Raw genomic sequence first — 18,801 nt, forward strand, 5'->3', positions numbered from 1 at the left:
GAGTGCTTGCTGATAGAACGGAATATTCCTACTGCAAAGAATTACGAATCGGAGGGGAGCGCCGGGATGGTCCACTGGCTGCGCAATTGCTGGTACATGGCGGGCTGGTCCGAGGAGATCGGCGACACCGGCCTGACGCGGCGGATCATCGACCAGCCGATCTACCTGTACCGCCTCGAAGATGGCGGGATTGTCGCCTTGCTCGATCGCTGCCCGCATCGCTTCGCGCCGTTGTCGCTCGGCATGCGCGAAGGGGACAACGTCGTGTGCGGCTATCACGGCCTGACCTTCTCGCCGCAGGGCAAGTGCGTCCGAAATCCTTTTGCCGAGCGAATTCCACCCGGAACCGACGTGCCCAGCTTCGCAGCCGTCGAACGGCACGGAATCGTCTGGCTATGGGGCGGGACGCCGGAAAGCGCCGACCCCTCGCGCATCCCGGACTTTTCGTTCGCCGAGGAGGCGCCGCACAGCCGAACGCTGCGCGGGTGCATGCTAATGCGCGCGAACTACGAGTACGGGACCGACAACCTCCTCGACCTCAGCCACATCGAATTCGTTCACAAGCGCTCGCTCGGCGGTGACGGGGTCATTTTCGCCGGCGAGCACTCGGTTTACGTCGAGGGCGACACGCTGCATTCGAACTGGTTCGCGCGCGGCATACCGCCGCCATCGGTCGCCTACGGCCGCTACCCACCCGGCGCGAAAGTCGATCACTGGCTCGACATGCGTTGGGACGCGCCGGCGTCGATGCGCCTGCTGATCGGCGCCTGCCCGCACGGTGAACCGCGCGAAGCCGGTTTCGAGCTGCCGCAGGCGCACATCCTCACCCCAGCGTCCGAGCACGAGACCCATTATTTCTGGGCCTCGACCCGCTATGACAATCTCGATTCCGCGGAAGTCGACGCGGCCTTGCGCAAGCTTCTGGTCGGTGCCTTCGAGCAGGAAGACAAGCCGATCATAGAGGCCGCTTACGCCAACGTTCGCGGGAAGGATTTCTGGGCCGAGCGGCCTGTCTCGCTCGGCGTCGACAAGGGCGGCGCCCGTGCACGCCGGATGCTCCAGGGTAGGATCCGGAACGAACAAGCGCCGATAGGGTGAAGGAAGGCTCATGCGTCTGATCGGCATCGCGCTCGCAGCAACGGCCGTGGCCCTGGCGTCGCCCGCATCGGCGCAGGTCGCGGCTCGATGGATCACCCTCGGTACGCAAGGCGGCCCCATTCCGCTCAAGTCGCGCTCGCAGCCGGCCAACGTACTGCTGACGGGAGACGGCGCTTTCGTCGTCGACGCGGGCGATGGCGTGGTCGAACAACTCGCCAAGGCGGAGGTCTCGCTCCAGGAGGTCAAGGCCGTGCTGCTCAGCCACCTGCACTTCGATCACACGGCCGGTCTGTTCGGGATTCTCAGCCTTCGCTGGCAAACGAATATCGCCTCGCCGCTGGCCGTTTACGGACCGCCCGGCACGCGAACGCTGGTCGACGGAATCCTCGCCGCCATGGCTCCGGCGGTGCGGGCAGGCTACGCCTATCCCGGCGAGTTCAAGGCGCCGTTCGAACCCGGCGTCACGGTGGTCGAGATCCGCGACGGGGCGTCGTTTGACCTTGGCTCGACGCACGTCACCGCGGCGAAGAACACCCACTACACGTTCACGCCGGGGAGTGCCGACGACCGCGCTTTCGAATCGCTCGCGTTTCGCTTCGATGGACCCGGCAGGTCGATTGCCTACACGGGCGATACCGGGCCCAGTCAGGCCGTGGAACGGCTCGCCCGCGGCGCGGACCTGCTGGTGACGGAGATGATCGATTTCGATCGTACGGTGGCGGAGATCCACCGTGTCAGCCCGAACATGCCCGTAGCGGCGATGACCGGCATCACGATCCATCTGCGCGACCACCACCTGACGCCCAAGCAGGTCGGCGAGCTCGCCCGCGTAGCCGGCGTAAAGTCGGTCGTGGTGACACACCTTTCTGCCCCGGCCATAACGGAGGCGCGCGCCTCGGAGTACCTGCGAGAGATCGGTGCGGCCTATCCGGGCCCGGCCGTCATCGCCAACGACCTCGAAACGTTCTGAAAATGCAAATGGGAGACAATAGATGCGTGCTTACCCGGTGATTATCTCGGCCCTCGCGGCCACCGCCACTCTTTGGATGCCGCCTGCGGCGGCGAGTGCCCAAGGCACGACCGCCACACAGCCCGCGCATTATTCCGTCGCCGACACGCCGGTCGGCAAACTGCTCGACGATCCGGCCGCCAACGAAATCCTCAAGAAGCTGATCCCGACCGTCTATGCCAACGACATGTTTCAGACGCAGGGGCGTACCCTGACCTTGAAAGCGATCCAGCAATACGAGCCGGACGCGCTCAGCGACGAGAACCTGGCGAAGATCCAGGCCGAGCTCGACAAGATACCGGCGAAGGGTTGATTGCTGCGTGCGGACGCTCAATCGGCCTCCGTGGCCGATTGAGTTCCCGCTTGCTTGTAGTTCCCGGCGGATCGACCGGCCGTGACGGTCTGCCGGCTGGCGGAGACGGAGGGATTCGAACCCTCGATACCAGTAATCCCGGTATGACGGTTTAGCAAACCGTTGGTTTCAGCCACTCACCCACGTCTCCGGATCGCAGCGGCGAAGCGGGGCCTATAGCGGCGGTGCCCAAGCCCGGCAAGGGCGCAGCGAGGGCCATTTGGGGACTCGATTCACCGCAAATCGGATTCGCCTTGCCGCGCATTCATTGCCGCTTCAGCCGAGAGGGATTCTTCTAGCGATCGGATAGCTCCCATTAACGGGACGGGGATCGAAAATGCTCATCAGACTTGCCGCCCATTGCCGCCGACCGCTCTATGCCGTGGGGCTGGCGTTAGCCGCCACCGCCGGCCCGGCGCCACTTGCCGCGCAGGAGATCCAAGCGATCGATCCTAACAAGGCGATCGATTCCGACCTGGCTCCTCCGCCCCCGGCTGATGGCTACCAGGATCCCGGACAGACGGCACCGCAGGCCCCACCGTCGGAAGCGACGCCGCCCGAGCCGGGCTTCGGCGAGGCCGCTCCGGCCACGTCCTCCGCGCCGTTGCAAGCCGCGACCACCACCGATCCGAGCGAGACCTACAAGGAAGACGACCTCATCGGCGCGGCCGAAGGCGTGTTCGGCAAGGGCGCCGAGGGCGTCGCCAAGATGATCCAGGGCATCCTCAAGAAGCAGGGGCAGCCCAACGGTTACATCGTCGGTCGCGAAGCGGGCGGGGCAATCGCCGTCGGGCTGCGCTACGGTTCGGGCACACTGTACCACAAGGTCGAGGGGCAGATGCCGGTCTACTGGACCGGCCCCTCCATCGGTTTCGACCTCGGCGCCAACGCCGGCAGCACCTTCGTGTTGGTCTACAACCTCTACGACACCGACCAGCTTTACGAGCGCTACCCGGCGGGCGAGGGCGACGCCTACGTCGTCGGCGGCCTGACCGCCAGTTACATGCGCAAGGGCAACGTAGTGCTGATCCCGATCCGGGTCGGTGCCGGGCTGCGGCTAGGGGCCAACGTCGGCTACATGAAGTTCTCGAAGAAGCAGCGCTGGCTACCGTTCTGAAGGCGGTCTGGGCCACACCGGCGCCAGCAGTTCGTTCCATTTGGCGTAACCGGCTGCATTGAGGTGCAGTCCGTCGAAGCTCAGCGCGTGGGGCATCTCGCCGTCCGGGGTGGCGATAGCGCCGTAAAGATCGATCAGGCGCGCGTTGTTGGCTTGGGCGATACGCGCGATTTCGCGGTTGAGCGGGACGATCCGGGATTTTTCTTCCGCGCTGCAATTCGGATGGCTGCAGGGCGGCACGGTCACCAGGACCAGGCGCGCGACCGGGGCCAGCTTGGCGACGACCTTGCGATACTCGGCGGCGATTTCCGGCACCGTCCACCCACGGTCGATGTCATTCGCCCCGACCAGGAGGACGATGACCTTGGGATGCCTGACGAGTAGCTCGTCCAGGCGGTTGTACACATCGGTAGTGGTGTTCGCGGCGCGACCGCGATTGAGGACGACCAGCTCTGGGTGGTCGGCTTTCCAGCAATGGCCCTCGACAAGAGAGTCGCCGAGCATGATCACGTCGGCGGGGCCAGGCCGTTCAATGGGGCAGGAGTCCTCATCGGGGACGATCGGCCAACCGTAGAAGTGGCGCGCGACAAGGGCGCCGACAGCCCCGAGAAGCATTGCGCCGATGAGCATCGCCGTGACGTGCTTGGGAAGCGGGCGGAGCATGGAGAGCGGGAAATCCTCGATAGGGGCGACCCCCGAGTTCGTCCTAGCCGGTCGGCGCGTTAGGGGTACGTGAATTTACCTGGTTAGCGTGCCGTTTTTCTTGTTGCAGCGCAGCGGAGCGGGCGGCAAAGCGCGCGCATGCTCGACAGACTCGACCAACAACCGCCCGACGCGCTGCTCGCGCTGATCAAGCTGCACGACGCCGACCCTCGCGGCGACAAGATCGACCTCGGCGTAGGCGTCTACCGCACCGGCCAGGGCGCGACCCCTGTGTTCGGCGCGATCAAGGCCGCCGAGCAGAAGCTGGTCGATGAACAGGACACCAAGGCCTACCTCGGGCCCGAAGGCGACATGGGCTTCGTCCATGCGCTGATGCCATACGTCTTCGGCAGCGACCCGACCCGCGGCGGGCGGATCGAAGGGATGCAGACACCCGGCGGCACCGGCGCGGTGCGCCTCGCGCTGGCGCTGGTCAAGCGTGCCGGCGTGACGCGCGTGCTGATGGGCACGCCGAGCTGGCCGAACCACGCGCAGATCGTGCGCGACCTCGAGCTCGAGCTGGTTACCTTCGCCCATGCGACGGACGAGGGTGCGGCAAACCTGGATGCGCTCAAGGACGCGCTGGCGGATGCGCGCGACGGCGACGTGGTCCTGCTCCACGGCTGCTGTCACAATCCTACCGGCATCGACTACACGCCTGCGCAGTGGGACGAAATCGCCGCGCTGCTGGCGGAGAACCCGGTGCTGCCGGTGATCGACCTTGCCTACCAGGGCCTCGGCCAGGGAATGGACGAGGATGCCTACGGCGCGCGCGCTGTGGTCGATGCGGTCCCCGAGGCGCTGATCGCCTACAGCTGCGACAAGAACTTCGGCCTCTACCGCGACCGCGTCGGCGCGTTCTACACGCTGGCGAAGGACGCGGGGGACATTGACCGCATCCTTTCCAACGGCCACGCACTCGCCCGCGCCGCCTGGTCGATGCCGCCCGATCACGGCGCCGCCGCGGTACGCCTGATCCTCAGCGATCCCAAGCTGACGACGAACTGGCTCGACGAGCTCGAGCAGATGCGCACGCGCATCCGCCAGGTCCGCGCCCGGCTGGCCGAGGCGGGCCGGATCGGCAGCATCGACCTGGCGCCGCTCGGCAAGCAGAACGGGATGTTCGCCACGCTGCCGCTTGGCAAGGCGCAGATCGAAGCGCTGCGCGACGAGCACGGTATCTACATGGCCGGCTCGGGGCGCATCAACGTCGCCGGGCTGACGACGGACAATATCGGCAAGTTCACCGCGGCGCTCGCCGCGGTCGCTGCAGAAACCGTCTGACATGGACCGGCAGCCGGTCCTCGAAGGGGAGCGGCTGCTGCTGAGGCCGCTCAAGCCCGACGATTGGGGCGCGCTTTACGCGGTCGCCTCCGATCTTGACGTTTGGGCCCTGCACCCGGCGCACGACCGCTGGCAGGTATCGGTGTTCCGGGCGTTCTTCGAGGATGCGCTGGCCAACGAAGGCGCGCTGGCCGTGGTTGAGAAGTTGACGGGCGAGATCGTCGGTTCTTCGCGCTTTCAGGGCTACGACCCGGCGGACGGCGGTTCCGTCGAGATCGGGTGGACCTTCCTCGCGCGGCGCATGTGGGGCCGCGGCTACAACGCCGAGATGAAGCGGCTGATGCTTGCGCACGCGCTGCAAGATGTCGAGCGGGTGCTGTTCCGAGTCGGCGAGAACAACGTTGTTTCGCGCGCGGCGATGAAGAACATCGGCGGTCGGCTGACGGACCGCACCGAAATGAAGGAGATGGCCGGCGAGACGGTCGTGCACGTGATCTACGAGATCGACCGCGCCGGGTTCACCAGCGGGCCTTTGGCCTAGGCGCGCAGGCTTTCAAGCCGCTGGAGATAGCGCGCGACGGTATCGATCTCGAGGTTGACCTCGTCGCCTTGTTTCAGCTCGCCGAGCGTGGTGACCTCGGACGTGTGCGGGATGACGTTGAGCCCAAAGCGCACCGCGCCGCCCGTTTGGTCGGTGACCTCGTTGACCGTCAGCGAGACGCCGTCGACCGCGATCGAGCCCTTGGGCGCGATGAACGGCGCGAGCTGCTTGGGCGCTTCGATGATCAACCGGATCGAATCCCCTTCGGTCGCCCGACCCACGACCGTCCCGACTGCATCGACGTGGCCCGAGACAATATGTCCGCCAAGCTCGTCGCCGAGCTTGAGCGAAGGTTCGAGGTTGAGCCGGGCGCCCTCGGACCACATGTTCTTCACCGTGCGCGATCGAGTTTCCGCGGAGACATCGACCGCGAACCAGGCGTCGCCCAAAGTTCCGCCGCGCTCGACGACCGTCAGGCACACGCCCGCGCAGGCGATCGAGGCGCCGAGGGCGATCTTCCCGGGATCGAACGGGCAGGCGATCCTCAGGCGCAAGTCGCCGCGTTCCTCGCAGCTCGCGATCGTGCCGACGGCGGTGACGATGCCGGTGAACATCTAAGCTCCTTGTGCTTCAGCCGGCGTGTAGACTTCGACGGTGTCGCTGCCAAGCGCGCGGCGGTCGGCGAGGCGCCAGCCGGCCGGTACGCCCGCCGGGCCGGGATTGCGGAAGGCGGCGATCCCGTCGCCGAATTCCACCGGCGCCCGGTAGATCAGCAAGCGGTCGACTAGAGAGGCGGACAGAAACGCTTCGGACACTTCCGCGCCGCCTTCAACCATCAGGTACTGCGCATCGATCCCGGCGATCTCGGGCGGATCGGACAGCGCCGTCCAGCCCTCCGGCGGAGCGCCCCTGGTCAGCACGAACCGGCGCGGGCTGCGCTCCTCGAGTCCCGGCAAACGCACATCGAGCCGCGGGGCGTCGGCTCGCAAGGTGCCGCCGCCGACGAGGATCGCGTCGCTCCGGGCGCGCTCGCGATGGGCGTGCGCACGCGCCGCCTCGCCGGTGATCCATCGACTGCTGCCGTCCTTTCGGGCGATGAAGCCGTCGGCGGTGAGCGCCAGCTTGAGCGTGACGAAGGGGCGGTCCTGGCGCTTCCGCATTAGGTAGCCCGCCAAGCTGTCGCTGCAGACGCCGCTGTCGGCCAAGGTGACATCGACCCCCGCGGCCGCGAGCCGCGCGAAACCTTCGCCGGCGGTGCGTGGATCGGGGTCTTGCACTCCGATCACGGCCCTGCCGATGCCCGCTTCGGCCAGAAGATCGGCACAGGCCGGGCCGCGCTCGCTCTGATGAGCACAGGGTTCCAACGTGACGTAAAGCGTCGCTCCGCGTGCGGCCTCGCCGGCCTGGTCGATCGCCTGCGCCTCGGCATGCGGGCGGCCTCCGGTGCCGGTCCAGCCGCGCCCGACGACGACGCCGTCCTTCACGAGGATGGCGCCGACGGCAGGGTTGGGGCGGCTCAGGGGACGGGCGCGTTCGGCTAGGCAGGCGGCAGCCGCCAGCCAGCGCGCGTCCGGATCGATCACTTGGCGGGCGTTCCCGCAGGTTGCGGCGTGGTTGGTTTGGCGGCGCTCGGCTTGGCTTGCGCGGCGTCCCTTGCACCGTACTCGCGCGCCAGCTGGTCCGGGTCCATGCCGCTGGCCTTGGCTAGCTTGCGGTAGAATTCCTTGCGGAACTCCTCGCGCTGCTTGGCGAGCGCGGCGTCGGCTTCCTTGCGCTTCTGGTTTTCGAGGTTCGAGGCGGCGATTTCCTTGTCGCTGCGCCCTTCGGACCAGGAGCTGATCCAGATCACCTTGGCCTTTTCTGGCGGCGCGCGCTCGGTCTTGGGGGCGAACAGCACCATCATCGTGAAAGTCAGCGCCACCGACAGCCCGAGGATCTGCCAGCGATAGGGCGTCGGCTGCTTCCAGTGGTCGACGAAGCTGCCGAGGCCATCCACCGGCGAGACATTTCCGAGATTGAACATGCGCATGGCGCCAAGATACGCTTCAAGCCCTCGTCGCGCCACCCTTAGGTCATACCCAGGCTAGTAATATTCGACGCGGATCGGGATGCGGCCGCGGAAATCCCCGCCTTGCGCATTCTTGCTGCTGATCGTGGCCCCGAAGTTGAATTGCAGCTGCCCGTTGGCGTCGAGCATGGCGACGCCCGGCAGGTCGGTGCGGAAGTCGCTCAGCTCCGCTTCGCCGCCCGCCGGGCTGCGCAGCAACACCGAGCGCGGCAGGTCGATCCGCACCGGTTTGAGCGGCTGGCCGGTGATCGTAGCCTTGCCCTGGAAGGCGAGCCCGCCCAGATCGACCATGTTCGGCCCGACCTGCTTGGCGCCGGTCTGCGGATCGATCACCGCGTTGCCGTCTTGGCGCCCGGTGAGCCCCAGCCGCCCAACCTGAAGAGCGCTCTCAATGGTGATCGACAACGGGCGCTCGCCATGGGGCGCCGGCGCGGCAACTGGATCGGCGCAGCCGTCATCGGCCGACCCGAAAGCGGGAACCGGGACCGCGATCAGCGCGGCCGCAAGAGCGAGGCCAAGGCGCGCCATGGCGCCGGTGTGACACGAGAATGGTTAATCGGTGGTTAGGCGCTCAGCCGAAAGCGGCGTAGAGCGACCGCCCGTGCGTCTTCAGCCAGGCGTCGGCCTCGCGAATGTCGCCGTCGAACAGCGCGCGCAGCAAGGCGTGAAAGGCCGGCGAATGGTCGAAATGGGTAAGGTGCGCGACCTCGTGCGCGACGACCGAACGGCGCACCGCATCGGGCGCCTGCACCAGCCGCCAGTTGATGCGGATCGCCTTGCGGTCGGAGCAACTGCCCCAGCGCCGCTGCGCGCGCGACAGCTTGAGCGGCGGCGCGGCGTGGCTCGCGCGCTCGCAATAGAACGCGAGATCCGCTTCGAGCAGCCGCTGGGCCTCGCCTTCGAGCCAGCGCTGGAGGCGGACCGCGAGGTTTTCGGCCGGCCCACCGATCCGCAAGGCCTCCCCCTCGAGGCGGGGCTTGCGCGGATGCGCGAGGTGCCAGTCGATCGCCAGTTCGCCGCCCCGATAACGGAGGGCCCCGCCCGGCTGTGGCGCAACGACCTGCGGGACCGCCGCGAGCTGGCGCTCGATCCATTCGATCCGGGCGCGGGCGAAGACCAGCGCGTCTTCAGTGCGGCCCCAGCGCGGCAAGGTGATGCGCACCTCGCTGCCGTCAGGCGCCAGCCGCATCACGAGTCGCCGGGCGCGCGCGTGGCGGCGGATCGCCAGCGGCAGCTCGCGTTCGCCGATGCGGATCGCCAGCTCTTCGGGCGTGCGCCGCAGCCAGTCGATCACGGCGTGTCCCACTCGACGATATGATGCTCGAGCGGGCCGGCATCGGTTTCGCTCACGACCTTGCCGGCGACGCACTTGCCGGCCCGGCGCATCGCCTCGGGACCGCCGTTGAGGAGCGGATGCCATTCAGGCAATGGCCTGTCTTCGGCGCGGCGGCGATAGGCACACGTCTCCGGTAGCCACGGAACCGTGTTGACCAGCTTGAGCGTCAGCCGCAGGCAGTCGGGCACGAAACCCTTGCGATGCTTGTAGTCGCGGCAACGCGCGGTCTCGGTGTCGAGCAGCTTGCAGGCGACATTGGTGTGGGCGATCTCGCCGGTGTCCTCGTCCTCGAGCTTGTGCAGGCAGCAGCGCCCGCAGCCGTCGCAAAGCGCCTCCCATTCGGCGCGGTCGAGCGCCGCCAGCGGCAGCTCCCAGAAGCGGTCTCTCAACTCACCCATCTTTCGAGGCTCGCGGTCACCGCCTTGGAGCCCTCGTCGATCGGCACCAGCGCGATCGGCTCGCCCTTGCGGCCCATCAGGTAGGCCTGCGTGCTGTGGTTGACGAGGTAGCCGCCTTCCGAATTCGGCTTGCCCTTCTCGTAATAGATTGCGAATTCCCTGGCCGCCTGGGCGACCTGATCGGGCGAGCCGGTCAGGCCGAGCAGGTCGTCCGAAAAGGCGTGGGTGAACTCGCCGACCACCTTGGGCGTGTCGCGCTCGGGATCGACCGAGATGAACATCGGCACGACCTGCACGGCGAGATCGGGGTGCTCCTGCTTGTAGGCGGCAAAGCCCTTCATCAGCAGGGTCATGTCGTTGGGGCAGACGTCGGGGCAATAAGTGTAGCCGAAATAGACGATCCGGTACTTGCCGTCGAAATCGCTCCATCGGACGGTTTTGCCGCTGCTGTCGACGAGCGTGAACGGGCCGCCGATTGCCGCGCCGGCGAGAGGAGCGTCGGCCGCGGCCGTATCGGCAGCGGGCGAGCAGGCGACCAGGATCAAAGGAAAGGCAAGCGCAAGCAAGGCACGGGGCATGACAGCCCGGTTCATGCTCTGCTAACGGAGCCACCGCAAGGGTCGAGTCCGTCTTGGGCGCGGACTGTCCGCAGGAGTTATCAGGGAGATCGACGTGGCGTTGGGGCATCGCATCAAGCTGGCATTGGCGGCGATAGCTGCGACGGCGCTGCTGACGGCCGCGCCGGTGACCGCGCAACACTATTCGGACGGCTTCAAGTTCCTGCAGGCGGTCGACAAGGGCGATATCGAGACGGTCAAGGACCTGATCAACAAGAACTCGACGGTGATCGACGCGCGCGACGTAAGCGACGGCCACACGGCGCTGCACACCGCCACCAAGCGTCGCGATTCGGTCTGGCTGCGCTACCTGCTCACCCTCGACGCCAATCCCAACCTGCCCGACAAACAAGGGGTCACCCCGCTTATGCTGGCGAGCCAGCTCGGATATGTCGAAGGAATTGCGATCCTCGCCTCGAAGGGCGCCAAGGTCGACATCGCCAACGACGCCGGCGAAACGCCGCTGATTCTCGCGGTGCATCGCAGGGACATTCCGATGCTGCGTATCCTGCTGGCGGGCGGGGCCGACCCCACCCGCACCGACAACTCCGGCCGCTCGGCGCGCGACTATGCCAAGCTCGAAGGCGTCGGCCAGGCGCTCGAGGAGTTCGACAAGTCCGCCAAGTCCAAGACCAAGAAGTCTGGCCAGACCTACGGGCCGAGCTTCTGAGCCATGGCGGCCGCGGCCGATCTCACCCTCGATGAGCTGCGGCTCGAACTGGCGCCGCGGATCGCCGCCGCGGCGATTTTCGACGGGTGGAACGACGCTGCGCTGGCCAGCGCTGCCGAGGCGGGCGGAATCGATCCGGCGATTGCCCGGCTGGCCTTTCCTGGCGGCACGATGGACATGATCGCCGCATGGATCGACTGGGTCGACGCGCGGATGGAGCAGGCGTTCGACCGCGAGGTGCTGGCCCAGATGCCGATCCGCGAGCGCATCCGCGCGCTGGTGTGGTTCCGGCTCGAAGCCGTCACGGGTCTCGAGGAGGCCCTGCGCCGCGCGGTGGCAATCCAGGCCCTGCCGCAAAATCTCGCCCGCACGGCAAAGCTCGGTTGGTCGTCAGCCGACAGGATGTGGCGCCTCGCGGGCGACACTTCGACCGACTATAACCACTACAGCAAGCGCGCGATCCTCGCCGGCATCTACGCTGCGACGCTCGCGGTTTTCGTCGGCGACGAGAGCGAAGGCAAGGCCGACACGCGCGCCTTCCTCGACCGGCGGATCGAGGGCGTGATGAAGTTCGAGAAGACCAAGGCCAAATGGCTCGGCAAGCGTGAGGGTTTCGACCCGATGCGCTTTCTGGGCCGCCTGCGTTATCCGGCGCGCTGACTATTCTTAATGAGAATTAGTTGCAATTAGCGCTCCTTTCTGCCACCGCGCGGCCATGACGCTCGATCAGCTCCAGCCCCGCCGGCGCGCCGAGATCGTGGCGATCGACTGGGCCGTGCTCGCGCCCGACGAGGCCAAACGGCTACAGGCGCTCGGCATCGACGAAGGGGCGCGCGTGGCGATCGCCCATCGCGGGGTGTTCGGCGGACGCGATCCGATCGCGCTGATTATCGGCCGGATGACGCTGGCGATGCGCCGCAGCCACGCCGCGGCGATGACCGTGCGAGAGTTATAATGACCCGCCTGCGCACCGCCGCGCTCGTCGGCAATCCCAACTCCGGCAAGAGTGCGCTGTTCAACGTTCTCACCGGCGCGCGGCAGAAGATCGCCAACTATCCCGGCGTCACGGTCGAACGGAAGGCCGGGCGCTTCATGCTGCCGAGCGGCGAGCCGGTCGAGCTGGTCGACTTGCCCGGCAGCTACGCGCTCGACGCCGCCAGCCCCGACGAGGAGGTGACCCGCAAGGTCGTGCTCGGCGAGTTTCCCGGCGAAGCGCGGCCCGAAGTGCTGATCGTCGTGCTCGATGCCTCGAACCTCGAGCAGCACCTGGTCTTCGCGCAGGAACTGATCGAGCTCGGCCGGCCGGTGGTCGTCGCGCTCAACATGGTCGACCTCGCCGAACGCGACGGGCTGGTGCTCGATCCTGAGGCGCTCTCGCAATCCCTCGGCGTGCCGGTGATCCCCACAGTGGCCGTGCGCCGCCGCGGAATCGATGCCTTGCTGGCCGCGATCGAAACCGCCGAAGCGACGGCGGAGCGCGATCCGAAAGCCCACAAGAAGTGGCACCTGACACTGCCCGAGCGGCGCATGGCGGCGCGGACGATGGCGCAGGGAGCGGTGCTCTCCGAAACCGCGCAGCATCGCCTGCACGCCAGCCTCGACAAGGTGCTGCTGCACCCGTGGCTCGGCCCGCCGATCCTGTTCGCGCTGCTGTTCGTGATGTTCCAGGCGGTGTTCGCCTGGGCCGCGCCGTTGCAGGACGGGCTCGACGGCGCGGTGACCGCGCTGATCGGCTTTGTCACGGAGACGCTCCCGGCGGGACTCCTGCGCGACCTGCTGACCCAAGGCGTGCTCGCCGGAGTCGGCTCGGTGATCGTGTTCCTGCCGCAGATCGTCATCCTGTTCGCCTTCATCCTGGCGATGGAGCAATCGGGCTACATGGCCCGCGCCGCGTTCCTGATGGACCGGCTGATGGCGCGCGTCGGCCTCTCGGGCCGCAGCTTCATCCCGCTGCTCTCCAGCTTCGCCTGCGCAATCCCCGGGATCATGGCGACCCGCGCCATCGCCGATCCCAAGGACCGGTTGACGACGATCCTGATCGCCCCGCTGATGACGTGCTCGGCTCGTCTGCCGGTCTATGCGGTAATCATCGCCGCGTTCATCCCGCACCGCACCGTCGGCGCGGGGATTGGGCTCCAGGGGTTGGTGCTGTTCGCGCTCTACGTCGCCGGAATCATCGGCGCGTTCTGCGTGGCGCTGGTGCTGCGCAGCACGGTGACCAAGGGCAGCGCCTCGGGCTTCATTATGGAACTGCCGAAATACCAGTGGCCGCCGCTGCGCGACATCCTGCTCGGGCTGTGGCAACGCGCGTGGATATTCCTGCGCCGCGCCGGCACGATCATCTTCACGGTTACCATCGTGCTGTGGGTCCTGCTGAGCTTCCCGAAGGCGGCGGCGGGGGAAAATCAGGTCGACGCGAGCTTCGCCGGACACATCGCCAACGGTCTGCACGTCGTGCTCGAGCCGATCGGCTTCAACCGCGAGATCTCGCTGGCGCTGATTCCGGCGATGGCCGCGCGCGAGGTGGCCGTTGCTTCCCTGGCCACGACTTACGCGGTCAACGCCAGCGACGACGATGCGGCGGCGCAAGGCCTCATTCCGCGATTGCAGGCGAAGTGGACGCTGCCGACTGCGCTCGCCTTCCTCGCGTGGTTCGTCTTCGCCCCGCAGTGTCTCTCGACGATCGCTGTCACCCGGCGGGAAACGAATGGGTGGAAATGGCCGCTTTTCATGTTGGCCTACTTGTTCACGCTCGCCTACATCTTCGCGGGAATCACTTACTGGAGCGCGGTCGCGCTCGGACTATAGACCCGCGAGAGGATTGTTCATGGCAGGCAGCGTCAACAAGGTCATCCTGATCGGAAACCTCGGCGCCGACCCAGAGGTGAAGAGCTTTCAGAACGGCGGGAGAATCGCCAACCTGCGCATCGCCACCTCGGAGAACTGGAAGGACAAGGCCACCGGCGAACGCAAGGAACGGACCGAGTGGCACACGGTGGTGCTGCAGTCCGATGGGCTCGTCGGCGTTGCCGAGCGCTTCCTGCGCAAGGGCAGCAAGGTCTACATCGAAGGGCAGCTGCGCACCCGCAAGTGGCAGGACCAGTCCGGCAATGACCGCTACTCGACCGAAGTGTCGGTCGGCGGCATTGGGGGCGTTCTGACGATGCTCGACGGCGCCCCGGGCGGCGGCGGCCAGCGCGGCGGCGGCGGCGATTGGAACCAGGGCGGCGCCTCGTCCGGCGGCGGTTCCAACTTCGGCGGTAGCGGCGGTGGTGGTGGCGGATCGTCGAGCGGCGGGTCGAGCTTCGGCGACGATCTCGACGACGACATTCCGTTCTAGGCCTCAGTCCTTCTTGAGCGCTGCCAGCGCGGCAAACGGCCCCGCGGCGGCTTCGTCGAGCAGGCCCTTTTCCTTGCGCACGCGGTCGGCCTCCGGGCCGGTAGCGAACGGGTCGATCGCCAGCGCGAGGCTCTGCGCGACCGCTTCGCCAAGGTCGAACGAAGTGCCGGCATAAGGGATTTCGTCGAGCTGTTCTTCTTCCAGCTCGAGTTCTTCCACGGTCACCGGAGCCTCGGGCACGAAGCGCAGCGCGAGCGGCTCTTCGATGGTTACCGGCAAGTCGTTGCCGGTCACCGCGCAAGCCTGCACGATCTCGGCCCACAGCGTCCCCCCGGCATCGACCGCTTCGCCATCGGCTTCAAGCGAGAGTTCGGCCTCGAGCCGGTCGATCGCGATCAGGGAGAAGCGCCGCGCCAGCGCCTTGCGCTCGGTCTCGCTGGCGACGACCCTGAGCGGCGCGGCTTTCAGGTGCCGGCGGTCGACGAGGCGCGAGAACTCGGGCCCACTCATCGTTCGATCCGCCCGGCGAGCACCTCGCCGATGTCCGCAGTGTCGAGTTGCCCGGCGAGCGCCCGCAAGCGTTGTGCCAACGGATCCGGCCCCCTGTCATCGAGCAACGTGACATTGCGCCGCAGCGCTTCCTCGAGCGAGGCCTCTCCGGCCAACCCGGCGCGATAGGCGCCGAGGCGCCCGCCGAGCGAAGCCATCAACCTGCCGATGTGCTTGCCGACCACGATGTCGCCGACCCCGCCTTCGCGCAGCTGCCCGTCCATGTCCTCGACGAACAGTTCGGTGAGAAGCGAAGCTTGCGGACGGCAATCCTCGTCGCGCTCGAGCCGCAGAAGTGCGACCGCGAGCACGGCCGTGATCATGTCGAAGCGCCCCGCCACGGTGTCGGCCACGCCGCACTGGGCATACCACTCGGGCTCGCGTGAGATCTCGACCACCCGGTGCCACAGCGGGCGCAGCGCCTCGCGCGGGTCGGGCGGGGAGCGGAACAGGCGGGTGAGGAGGTTCATGGGGACAATCGTCCGTTCAGCGGTCATTCAATGCCCCAAGGCGAAGCGCGCCGTTGCGTGACGGCGCGCCAGCCCCTAAGGCTCGCGCCGATATAGGCGCGGCGTGGCCCAAGGCAATCGCCCCGCGCGGGGTTCGGAGACGGTTTGCATATGGTCGGGATCAATCGTAACGCGGCACTGCTCGGCGCGCTGGCGCTGGCGTCGGGCTGCTCTTCGGTGGTCGACCATCGCGGCTACATCGCCGATCCCGTGCTGCTGCAGTCGATCCATCCGGGGATCGACAATCGCCAATCGGTCGAAGGCACGCTCGGCCGGCCGACCTTCACCAGCCAGTTCGGCGAACCGGTGTGGTATTACGTTTCGAGCATGACCAAGCAGAAGCCGTTCACCAGCCCGCGCATCACCAGCCATACGGTGCTGGCGGTCCGTTTCGACAAGGCAGGCAACGTCATCGCCGCCGACCAGTCTGGCGTCGAGCGGGTCGTGCGCATCAAGCCCGACAGCGACAAGACGCCGACCCTCGGCCGCGAGCGCGGCATCCTCGAGGATCTGTTCGGCAACATCGGCCAAGTCGGCGCGGGCGGCGTGGGCGGCGGTCCCAACGGCAGCAACACCGGTGGTGGCGGCGGCGGGGGACCGTAGCGAAATCCGACCGTCGTCAGGCTGACGAAGGATTGAAGGGCGCGGCGCCGCGTCCCATATCGGCGTCATGGACGGACACTCTGACAGCCATGCCGCTCCGCGCTGGCACGGCACCACCATCATCGGCGTGGCGAGGAACGGCAAGACCGTGATCGCCGGGGACGGCCAGGTCACCATGGGCAACACGGTGATGAAGCCGAACGCCCGCAAGGTCCGCCGGCTGGGCGAGGGCGGCAAGGTCATCGCCGGGTTCGCCGGCGCCACCGCCGACGCCTTCACCCTGTTCGAACGGCTCGAGAAGAAGCTCGAGCAGTACAGCGGACAACTGCTGCGCGCGGCGGTCGAGCTGGCCAAAGACTGGCGCACCGACAAGTACTTGCGCAACCTCGAAGCGCTGATGATCGTCGCCGACAAGGACACGATGCTGGTGCTGACCGGCAACGGCGACGTGCTCGAGCCGGAAGGCGGAATCGCCGCGATCGGCTCGGGCGGGAACTATGCTCTGTCGGCCGCCCGGGCGCTCGAGGCCTACGAGGACGACGCCGAGAAGATCGCCCGCCGGGCGATGGAAGTGGCGGCCGAAGTGTGCGTCTTCACCAACGACCGGGTGACGGTCGAGACCATCTGATCTTCCGGGACACAATGAACGATACCCTTACCCCCAAGGCGATCGTCGCCGCGCTCGACGAACACATTGTCGGCCAGGCCGAAGCCAAGCGCGCCGTCGCGGTCGCGCTGCGCAATCGCTGGCGCCGCCAGCGCCTGCCGGCGGAATTGCGCGACGAGGTCACGCCGAAGAACATCCTGATGATCGGGCCGACCGGCTGCGGCAAGACCGAGATCAGCCGCCGGCTGGCGAAGCTCGCTGACGCGCCGTTCGTCAAGGTCGAGGCGACCAAGTTCACCGAAGTCGGCTATGTCGGCCGCGACGTCGAGCAGATCGCCCGCGACCTCGTCGAGGAAGCGATCCGCCTCGAGAAGGAGCGCCGCCGCGAGGCGGTGCGCGAAGCGGCGAGCAAGGCGGCGATGGACAGGCTGCTCAAGGCGCTCGTGGGCGAGCACGCCAGCGAGGCGACCCGCGAGAGCTTCCGCCAGCGGATCGTCGAGAACGCGATGAACGACGTCGAGGTCGAGATCGAGGTCGAGGACAACCCGCAAATGCCGTTCGACATCCCCGGCGGCGGCAACGTCGGTATGATCAACCTCTCCGAGATGATGAGCAAGGCCATGGGTCGCCAGAACCTCAAGCGGCGCAAGCTCAAGGTCCCCGACGCGTGGGACAAGCTCGTCGAAGAGGAAGCCGAAAAGCGCATGGATCAGGACGACGTCGCCCGCGTCGCGCTGATCAACGCCGAGAGCAATGGCATCGTCTTCCTCGACGAGATCGACAAGATCGCGGTCAGCGACGTGCGCGGCGGCTCGGTCAGCCGCGAAGGGGTGCAGCGCGACCTGCTGCCGCTGATCGAAGGCACGACGGTGGCGACCAAGTACGGGCCGATGAAGACCGACCACGTGCTGTTCATCGCCAGCGGCGCCTTTCACCTGTCCAAGCCGAGCGACATGCTGCCCGAATTGCAGGGCCGGTTGCCGATCCGCGTCGAGCTGCGCAGCCTGACGGAGGAGGATTTCGTCCGCATCCTCAGTGAAACCAAGGCCAACCTGGTGGAGCAGTACCGCGCGCTGATCGCCACCGAAGAGGTCAAGCTCGAGGTCACCGACGAGGCGGTGCGCGAGGTCGCCAAGATCGCCGCGCAAGTGAACGAGAGCGTCGAGAACATCGGCGCCCGCCGACTGCAGACGGTGATGGAGAAGCTGCTCGAGGAGCTGAGCTTCGAGGCCGAGGGGATGAAGGGCCAGAGCGTGACGATCGATGCGGCCTACGTTCGCGACAAGCTGACCGCTCTCGCTGGCGATGCCGACCTCAGCAAGTATATCCTCTGACCAAGGACCTTTCGATGGCTTCCAGCCCGCCCGACGGCAAGCCGCTCTATCGCTGCCTCACGGGGCCCGACGACGACGCTTTCTGCAAGCGCGTGTCGGAGGCGCTAGCGCAAGGCTGGCGCCTGCACGGCTCGCCCGCGCTGACCTTCGATCCAGAGCGGCACGTGGTGATCGTCGCGCAGGCGGTGCTGTGGCCGACCGACGATTGAGCGGCCTTATCGTTCGTGATATGTTCCGATCCCGATTCGGGCAAGGAGAGCAGTCATGGCCAAAGGCGGGTGTCATTGCGGGGCGATCCGCTATTCGGTCGCGGGCGAGCCCAAGCACAGCAGCGTGTGCCATTGCGAGAGTTGCCGACGCACCATCGGTTCCTTCGTCACCGCCTGGCTCGGCTATCCCACCGAAGCGCTGACCGTCGAGCAAGGCGAACCGCGCTCGTACAGCTCGTCGCCAGGCGTGGAGCGGCAGTTCTGCGGCGATTGCGGGACCAGCCTGTTCTACTTCAACGAGCCGGCCATGCCCGGCGTTGTCGATATCCTCACCGCCACGCTGGACGATCCCACGGCCTTCCCACCCGCGCTGCACGTGCAGATGGCTGACGCGCTGCCGTGGGAAGCGACGCTCGACGGATTGCCGAAGTTCGATCGCTTCCCGGGCTGAACGCCGG

General features: G+C 67.1%; 26 protein-coding genes and 1 tRNA gene. 16 read left to right on the forward strand and 11 right to left on the reverse strand.

All coding sequences use genetic code 11. The features are described from left to right. Window positions 1-66: 66 nt before the first annotated feature. Genes G7B69_RS12180 through G7B69_RS12190 form a run of 3 tightly spaced genes read left to right on the forward strand, consistent with a single transcriptional unit; the run spans window position 67 to window position 2,420 of the window. Window positions 67-1,098 (forward strand): aromatic ring-hydroxylating oxygenase subunit alpha, encoded by a 1,032-nt coding sequence (locus G7B69_RS12180; protein WP_166179643.1) that lies wholly within the window; start codon window positions 67-69, stop codon window positions 1,096-1,098. 10 nt (window positions 1,099-1,108) lie between these two features. After that, on the forward strand, window positions 1,109-2,068 hold the full coding sequence (locus tag G7B69_RS12185) for an MBL fold metallo-hydrolase (RefSeq protein WP_166179645.1): 960 nt from the start codon (window positions 1,109-1,111) through the stop codon (window positions 2,066-2,068). A 22-nt stretch (window positions 2,069-2,090) separates the two neighbouring features. Then, window positions 2,091-2,420, forward strand: a complete 330-nt coding sequence (locus G7B69_RS12190) for a hypothetical protein (protein WP_166179647.1) — start codon at window positions 2,091-2,093, stop codon at window positions 2,418-2,420. Between the two features lie 97 nt (window positions 2,421-2,517). Here the strand turns inward: G7B69_RS12190 and G7B69_RS12195 are convergent. Beyond that, window positions 2,518-2,610 (reverse strand) — tRNA-Ser (locus G7B69_RS12195). A gap of 186 nt (window positions 2,611-2,796) precedes the next feature. On the opposite strand from G7B69_RS12195, the gene G7B69_RS12200 reads away from it, so the two are divergent. Next, entirely contained in the window at window positions 2,797-3,576 is a 780-nt protein-coding gene (locus tag G7B69_RS12200) for a DUF1134 domain-containing protein (protein WP_166179649.1), read from the forward strand. Here the strand turns inward: G7B69_RS12200 and G7B69_RS12205 are convergent. Then, window positions 3,565-4,206 (reverse strand): GDSL-type esterase/lipase family protein, encoded by a 642-nt coding sequence (locus tag G7B69_RS12205; protein ID WP_166179651.1) that lies wholly within the window; start codon window positions 4,204-4,206, stop codon window positions 3,565-3,567. The genes G7B69_RS12200 and G7B69_RS12205 overlap by 12 nt on opposite strands. A gap of 171 nt (window positions 4,207-4,377) precedes the next feature. Between G7B69_RS12205 and G7B69_RS12210 the strand changes: the two genes are divergently transcribed. Both G7B69_RS12210 and G7B69_RS12215 read left to right on the forward strand, forming a co-directional pair. Then, a complete protein-coding gene (locus G7B69_RS12210; RefSeq protein ID WP_166179653.1) occupies window positions 4,378-5,562 on the forward strand; it encodes an amino acid aminotransferase in 1,185 nt (394 codons plus the stop codon). A gap of 1 nt (window position 5,563) precedes the next feature. Further along, window positions 5,564-6,103, forward strand: coding sequence for a GNAT family N-acetyltransferase (locus tag G7B69_RS12215; RefSeq protein WP_166179655.1), 540 nt, complete (start codon window positions 5,564-5,566; stop codon window positions 6,101-6,103). Here G7B69_RS12215 and G7B69_RS12220 read toward each other — a convergent pair. The 7 genes from G7B69_RS12220 to G7B69_RS12250 are packed head-to-tail and all read right to left on the reverse strand — an operon-like array spanning window position 6,100 to window position 10,498. Further along, window positions 6,100-6,717, reverse strand: a complete 618-nt coding sequence (locus G7B69_RS12220; protein ID WP_166179658.1) for a riboflavin synthase — start codon at window positions 6,715-6,717, stop codon at window positions 6,100-6,102. The genes G7B69_RS12215 and G7B69_RS12220 overlap by 4 nt on opposite strands. Beyond that, complete coding sequence (gene ribD / locus G7B69_RS12225) at window positions 6,718-7,683, reverse strand: bifunctional diaminohydroxyphosphoribosylaminopyrimidine deaminase/5-amino-6-(5-phosphoribosylamino)uracil reductase RibD (protein WP_166179727.1); 966 nt, start codon at window positions 7,681-7,683, stop codon at window positions 6,718-6,720. It lies immediately after the preceding gene. Further along, the gene (locus tag G7B69_RS12230) at window positions 7,683-8,126 is read right to left on the reverse strand and encodes a hypothetical protein (protein WP_166179660.1); all 444 of its coding nucleotides are present in this window, start codon (window positions 8,124-8,126) and stop codon (window positions 7,683-7,685) included. Before G7B69_RS12230 ends, ribD begins: the two co-directional genes overlap by 1 nt. 60 nt (window positions 8,127-8,186) lie before the next feature. Further along, a complete protein-coding gene (locus G7B69_RS12235) occupies window positions 8,187-8,699 on the reverse strand; it encodes a DUF4402 domain-containing protein (protein WP_166179662.1) in 513 nt (170 codons plus the stop codon). Window positions 8,700-8,742: 43 nt separating this feature from the next. After that, window positions 8,743-9,465 (reverse strand): M48 family metallopeptidase, encoded by a 723-nt coding sequence (locus G7B69_RS12240; RefSeq protein WP_166179664.1) that lies wholly within the window; start codon window positions 9,463-9,465, stop codon window positions 8,743-8,745. Beyond that, on the reverse strand, window positions 9,462-9,905 hold the full coding sequence (locus tag G7B69_RS12245) for a YcgN family cysteine cluster protein (protein ID WP_166179666.1): 444 nt from the start codon (window positions 9,903-9,905) through the stop codon (window positions 9,462-9,464). Before G7B69_RS12245 ends, G7B69_RS12240 begins: the two co-directional genes overlap by 4 nt. Next, the gene (locus G7B69_RS12250) at window positions 9,893-10,498 is read right to left on the reverse strand and encodes an SCO family protein (protein WP_243415155.1); all 606 of its coding nucleotides are present in this window, start codon (window positions 10,496-10,498) and stop codon (window positions 9,893-9,895) included. Before G7B69_RS12250 ends, G7B69_RS12245 begins: the two co-directional genes overlap by 13 nt. Window positions 10,499-10,577: 79 nt before the next feature. Between G7B69_RS12250 and G7B69_RS12255 the strand changes: the two genes are divergently transcribed. The 5 genes from G7B69_RS12255 to ssb are packed head-to-tail and all read left to right on the forward strand — an operon-like array spanning window position 10,578 to window position 14,532. Further along, window positions 10,578-11,192, forward strand: a complete 615-nt coding sequence (locus G7B69_RS12255; RefSeq protein WP_243415156.1) for an ankyrin repeat domain-containing protein — start codon at window positions 10,578-10,580, stop codon at window positions 11,190-11,192. A gap of 3 nt (window positions 11,193-11,195) precedes the next feature. Continuing rightward, window positions 11,196-11,852, forward strand: coding sequence for a COQ9 family protein (locus tag G7B69_RS12260; RefSeq protein ID WP_166179668.1), 657 nt, complete (start codon window positions 11,196-11,198; stop codon window positions 11,850-11,852). 55 nt (window positions 11,853-11,907) lie between these two features. Then, window positions 11,908-12,147, forward strand: coding sequence for a FeoA family protein (locus G7B69_RS12265; protein ID WP_166179670.1), 240 nt, complete (start codon window positions 11,908-11,910; stop codon window positions 12,145-12,147). After that, entirely contained in the window at window positions 12,147-14,000 is a 1,854-nt protein-coding gene (feoB, locus tag G7B69_RS12270) for a ferrous iron transporter B (RefSeq protein ID WP_166179672.1), read from the forward strand. The genes G7B69_RS12265 and feoB overlap by 1 nt, the downstream gene beginning before the upstream one ends. Window positions 14,001-14,019: 19 nt before the next feature. Next, a complete protein-coding gene (gene ssb, locus G7B69_RS12275; protein WP_166179674.1) occupies window positions 14,020-14,532 on the forward strand; it encodes a single-stranded DNA-binding protein in 513 nt (170 codons plus the stop codon). Between the two features lie 3 nt (window positions 14,533-14,535). Here the strand turns inward: ssb and G7B69_RS12280 are convergent, their stop codons facing one another. Together G7B69_RS12280 and G7B69_RS12285 are read right to left on the reverse strand one after the other, a co-directional pair. Beyond that, a complete protein-coding gene (locus G7B69_RS12280; protein WP_166179676.1) occupies window positions 14,536-15,042 on the reverse strand; it encodes a YceD family protein in 507 nt (168 codons plus the stop codon). Further along, entirely contained in the window at window positions 15,039-15,578 is a 540-nt protein-coding gene (locus G7B69_RS12285; protein WP_243415157.1) for a ubiquinol-cytochrome C chaperone family protein, read from the reverse strand. Before G7B69_RS12285 ends, G7B69_RS12280 begins: the two co-directional genes overlap by 4 nt. Before the next feature lie 123 nt (window positions 15,579-15,701). Between G7B69_RS12285 and G7B69_RS12290 the strand changes: the two genes are divergently transcribed. The 5 genes from G7B69_RS12290 (at window position 15,702) to G7B69_RS12310 (ending at window position 18,794) form a co-directional block, all read left to right on the forward strand. Next, window positions 15,702-16,193, forward strand: a complete 492-nt coding sequence (locus G7B69_RS12290; protein WP_166179678.1) for an outer membrane protein assembly factor BamE — start codon at window positions 15,702-15,704, stop codon at window positions 16,191-16,193. A gap of 67 nt (window positions 16,194-16,260) precedes the next feature. Continuing rightward, window positions 16,261-16,821 (forward strand): ATP-dependent protease subunit HslV, encoded by a 561-nt coding sequence (gene hslV, locus G7B69_RS12295; RefSeq protein ID WP_166179680.1) that lies wholly within the window; start codon window positions 16,261-16,263, stop codon window positions 16,819-16,821. Between the two features lie 14 nt (window positions 16,822-16,835). Beyond that, entirely contained in the window at window positions 16,836-18,134 is a 1,299-nt protein-coding gene (hslU, locus tag G7B69_RS12300) for an ATP-dependent protease ATPase subunit HslU (RefSeq protein ID WP_166179682.1), read from the forward strand. 14 nt (window positions 18,135-18,148) lie between these two features. Continuing rightward, the gene (locus G7B69_RS12305) at window positions 18,149-18,343 is read left to right on the forward strand and encodes a DUF1737 domain-containing protein (RefSeq protein WP_166179684.1); all 195 of its coding nucleotides are present in this window, start codon (window positions 18,149-18,151) and stop codon (window positions 18,341-18,343) included. A gap of 55 nt (window positions 18,344-18,398) precedes the next feature. Further along, entirely contained in the window at window positions 18,399-18,794 is a 396-nt protein-coding gene (locus G7B69_RS12310) for a GFA family protein (RefSeq protein WP_166179686.1), read from the forward strand. Window positions 18,795-18,801: the final 7 nt, after the last annotated feature.

It is taken from the genome of Croceibacterium segetis, assembly GCF_011320115.1.
Lineage (GTDB): Bacteria > Pseudomonadota > Alphaproteobacteria > Sphingomonadales > Sphingomonadaceae > Croceibacterium_B > Croceibacterium_B segetis.

Bases quoted from the DNA above. Each gene is read 5' to 3' on its own strand.
- G7B69_RS12180 (WP_166179643.1), top strand. From the start codon at position 67: ATGGTCCACTGGCTGCGCAATTGCTGGTACATGGCGGGCTGGTCCGAG.
- G7B69_RS12185 (WP_166179645.1), top strand. From the start codon at position 1,109: ATGCGTCTGATCGGCATCGCGCTCGCAGCAACGGCCGTGGCCCTGGCG.
- G7B69_RS12190 (WP_166179647.1), top strand. From the start codon at position 2,091: ATGCGTGCTTACCCGGTGATTATCTCGGCCCTCGCGGCCACCGCCACT.
- G7B69_RS12200 (WP_166179649.1), top strand. From the start codon at position 2,797: ATGCTCATCAGACTTGCCGCCCATTGCCGCCGACCGCTCTATGCCGTG.
- G7B69_RS12205 (WP_166179651.1), bottom strand. From the start codon at position 4,206: ATGCTCATCGGCGCAATGCTTCTCGGGGCTGTCGGCGCCCTTGTCGCG.
- G7B69_RS12210 (WP_166179653.1), top strand. From the start codon at position 4,378: ATGCTCGACAGACTCGACCAACAACCGCCCGACGCGCTGCTCGCGCTG.
- G7B69_RS12215 (WP_166179655.1), top strand. From the start codon at position 5,564: ATGGACCGGCAGCCGGTCCTCGAAGGGGAGCGGCTGCTGCTGAGGCCG.
- G7B69_RS12220 (WP_166179658.1), bottom strand. From the start codon at position 6,717: ATGTTCACCGGCATCGTCACCGCCGTCGGCACGATCGCGAGCTGCGAG.
- G7B69_RS12230 (WP_166179660.1), bottom strand. From the start codon at position 8,126: ATGTTCAATCTCGGAAATGTCTCGCCGGTGGATGGCCTCGGCAGCTTC.
- G7B69_RS12235 (WP_166179662.1), bottom strand. From the start codon at position 8,699: ATGGCGCGCCTTGGCCTCGCTCTTGCGGCCGCGCTGATCGCGGTCCCG.
- G7B69_RS12245 (WP_166179666.1), bottom strand. From the start codon at position 9,905: ATGGGTGAGTTGAGAGACCGCTTCTGGGAGCTGCCGCTGGCGGCGCTC.
- G7B69_RS12250 (WP_243415155.1), bottom strand. From the start codon at position 10,498: ATGAACCGGGCTGTCATGCCCCGTGCCTTGCTTGCGCTTGCCTTTCCT.
- G7B69_RS12260 (WP_166179668.1), top strand. From the start codon at position 11,196: ATGGCGGCCGCGGCCGATCTCACCCTCGATGAGCTGCGGCTCGAACTG.
- G7B69_RS12265 (WP_166179670.1), top strand. From the start codon at position 11,908: ATGACGCTCGATCAGCTCCAGCCCCGCCGGCGCGCCGAGATCGTGGCG.
- feoB (WP_166179672.1), top strand. From the start codon at position 12,147: ATGACCCGCCTGCGCACCGCCGCGCTCGTCGGCAATCCCAACTCCGGC.
- ssb (WP_166179674.1), top strand. From the start codon at position 14,020: ATGGCAGGCAGCGTCAACAAGGTCATCCTGATCGGAAACCTCGGCGCC.
- G7B69_RS12280 (WP_166179676.1), bottom strand. From the start codon at position 15,042: ATGAGTGGGCCCGAGTTCTCGCGCCTCGTCGACCGCCGGCACCTGAAA.
- G7B69_RS12285 (WP_243415157.1), bottom strand. From the start codon at position 15,578: ATGACCGCTGAACGGACGATTGTCCCCATGAACCTCCTCACCCGCCTG.
- G7B69_RS12290 (WP_166179678.1), top strand. From the start codon at position 15,702: ATGGTCGGGATCAATCGTAACGCGGCACTGCTCGGCGCGCTGGCGCTG.
- hslV (WP_166179680.1), top strand. From the start codon at position 16,261: ATGGACGGACACTCTGACAGCCATGCCGCTCCGCGCTGGCACGGCACC.
- hslU (WP_166179682.1), top strand. From the start codon at position 16,836: ATGAACGATACCCTTACCCCCAAGGCGATCGTCGCCGCGCTCGACGAA.
- G7B69_RS12305 (WP_166179684.1), top strand. From the start codon at position 18,149: ATGGCTTCCAGCCCGCCCGACGGCAAGCCGCTCTATCGCTGCCTCACG.
- G7B69_RS12310 (WP_166179686.1), top strand. From the start codon at position 18,399: ATGGCCAAAGGCGGGTGTCATTGCGGGGCGATCCGCTATTCGGTCGCG.